The organism is Candidatus Cloacimonadota bacterium, assembly GCA_020532355.1.
In the GTDB taxonomy this organism is placed as follows: Bacteria; Cloacimonadota; Cloacimonadia; order Cloacimonadales; family Cloacimonadaceae; genus UBA5456.
In genome coordinates this window covers 1-2,670 of record JAJBBD010000049.1, presented here as the reverse complement: position 1 = coordinate 2,670, position 2,670 = coordinate 1, and the positions used below count along the sequence as shown (strand labels likewise).

Below are 2,670 nucleotides of genomic sequence, written 5' to 3'. Positions count from 1 at the left end.
GCTTCGAAGTAGTACTCACCGTTCCTTTTCTTGAAGGGCATGATTTTTTTGCATAATTGGCAGACCATTTCGTTATTGGAGTTCGTATAGAAATTCTTTAGATATGTTTCCTTGTTAACCGATCTTCCTGAAGTCCTAACACTACGTTCTTTTTTCTCAAACGTCTTTTCAGGTGCTTCATGAATATCGCTTGATACAACTCTTTCACGTCTTTCTGGATCTGGGATACTGAACATAGGGAATTCAGGATCTGTAAACTCGTTAATATCTAACTGATTCTTGGATGATATTCTGTTAGCTTTATCGATTATCTTTTTGATTCCTGCTAAGATATCCGGGACCAGATCCGGATTATTCTTTAACTCTCTTAAGATTTCTGCAGGAAGCCCGATTTCACGAGCAAATATATCAAAGGGATCATCCTCAGGTATCTCCATACCGAGAACTTCTGCTAATCTTCTATCCCTCGAAAAACCTTCTGGGAGTTCAGCTAATGACAATTCTTTAATGTTGTGAAAATGCCCTTGAGTGTTTGGTAGCCAAGGACCCAATTCAATCGAGTTGCCGATCTTTGATTTGACTTCAATCCGGAAAGGGTTTCTATAAGACTGTAAAGTGGAATGCTCAATGTTCCCAGAAATCAAGTGGCTATTGGGTATTAATATTTCATTCCATATGAACTTCGCTCTTATGATGTTATGGTCTGATATCGTTGCTTGTATTGCATAATCAAGTCCGTCGACACTGGCCATGGGATCGAATCCATCCAATCCTCTTATGTGATTCCCGCGATTATCCGAAATAGCAACATTCCCATCATCATCCTCTTCCCTGCATGTAACTTGAATGCAATCTTTAGCTCCCATTTCAATCAAAGTAGCTTTCATATCCAGAAGTTCTGAGCATACGTAATAATGATCGTCACTCCCGGCAAGAAACAGAGATATTTTGTCGTTTAGCACATAACAAACATTATGTCCAGATAGAACATATTTGTTTTCATCTGAGAAACTATGGGCAGGCAACCATAAGAGATGTTCAAGTTTTTTCTTTATCAGTAACTTTTTTTCATTATTTGAGATCTCCCACGCGTGGATTATCTGGCGAGCTGTGTCTATTTGATAAGAAAGGTCAGCATGTGCCATCACTTCATTTTCGTATTTTGGTAATATGTATTCAATTAGAAACTCAGTATCGCTTGGCTCTGTGAATCCAAGAAGTACGAAAAAAGACTTGGCTTCTGGATCATCCAAGATATTGCTCTTCACGCTAGGAAATTCTGCCTGATTTGAGTTAGACAAATATGCTGATGGTTCTTGACATGTGTACGATTTGAAAGGTTTGACTTGAGTTCCGTTTTGTAATCGTACTATAGGTTTATTAAAAAAAGGGATTTTGTTTTCAATATCCCATTTTGGTTTAGCCTTCTGACTGTTTAAATTTGTAAACCACTGCCGTTGAGTAAGTATTAGCTTATATAGTTTGACAATCCAATCGTCGTCACGATTGGTAAGAAACGATTTGTTCAGTTTTGATATTAGATCTTCAGGTCTCCACTCTTCTATATCAAGATTATCTTTCAGGTATTTATAGAAAAGAGTCTTAGTCTGCTCGGTTATTGCCCCGCTTAACCAATAACGGGTTTGATTATCTGTTAGCTCAAGCAGCAAGTTACTATCAAGCAATTGCCTCAATTCTGCACTCCTAGCTATTGCGAGTTTCTTAGAGCAGCAATAAACGGGTGATCCCTTAGGCTCTAGAGCGCTAGTTAAAATAAGATCTTCTTCGGAGAGTGCTGTAATCAGCTTTTCATAAAATGGCCTAAACATAGACCCTCTGGGAAAGTCAAATTCTTCAATTGGGAGCAAGTCGTATATGTTTTCGTCCAGATAAGTATTATCACGAAGCCATAAAAGAGAATCTATCATTAAACATGCCGTAGTTTCTATGAGAAGCCTATTGAAGTCATCCTTTAATGGGATATTGTCTCTAGCTGGAGTTGTTCTATAGGGTCCCTGTATAATGAACCCTAAATTGGTCTTTTTCTCAGTTGGGAAGAAAACTACTAGGTCAGTATCCCAAGACTTTGCCACGTTGCTTTTCTTTGATAACTCATAAGCAATCTCCACTGAAAGGCCTTTTACTCGATGATCGACTGGTTTGGAAAAAAGAAGGTACCTATCTCTATGAGTATTCATGTTATTCAAAACGATCTCACTTATGCCGTGCGAGTGACTAGCAGCAGTTCTTTTTGAAAGAATCATGATTTCGTTACCATTGGCTGTTACATAAATTTTTTTTATATGCTTCAAAAACAGTATCGTGTGAGTGGGCATATTATTCAGAGACTCTTGCAATTCATCAAAGGCCATAGGGGCATCAACATCCTCTCGGTCAAAAGGAAAGATGAACAGTGTGTCATGACCTTTGGCAGGAATCTTTTCTTCACATTCATAAGGCCTTACGTAATGCTCTATCCTGAAGTGATCTTTTCCAGAATGAACTTCAGGGTTGTTGGTGATTGCATAGACAGATTTGAAACCAATGCCAAATTTTCCAATCAGAGTGAGATCCTCGGTTTTAGTGCCTTCTCCAACTCCGCAAATACCTCTGACGTCGGCTTCGTTAAATAACCTGCCATTGTGCTCAAACTCGAGCCTACCAGAATGT

General features: G+C 38.7%; 1 protein-coding gene. It reads right to left on the bottom strand.

Translation table 11 applies throughout. From position 1 onward, the window contains the following. On the bottom strand, positions 1 to 2,670 hold a 2,670-nt coding region (locus tag LHW48_01465; protein ID MCB5259132.1), incomplete at both ends, for a hypothetical protein.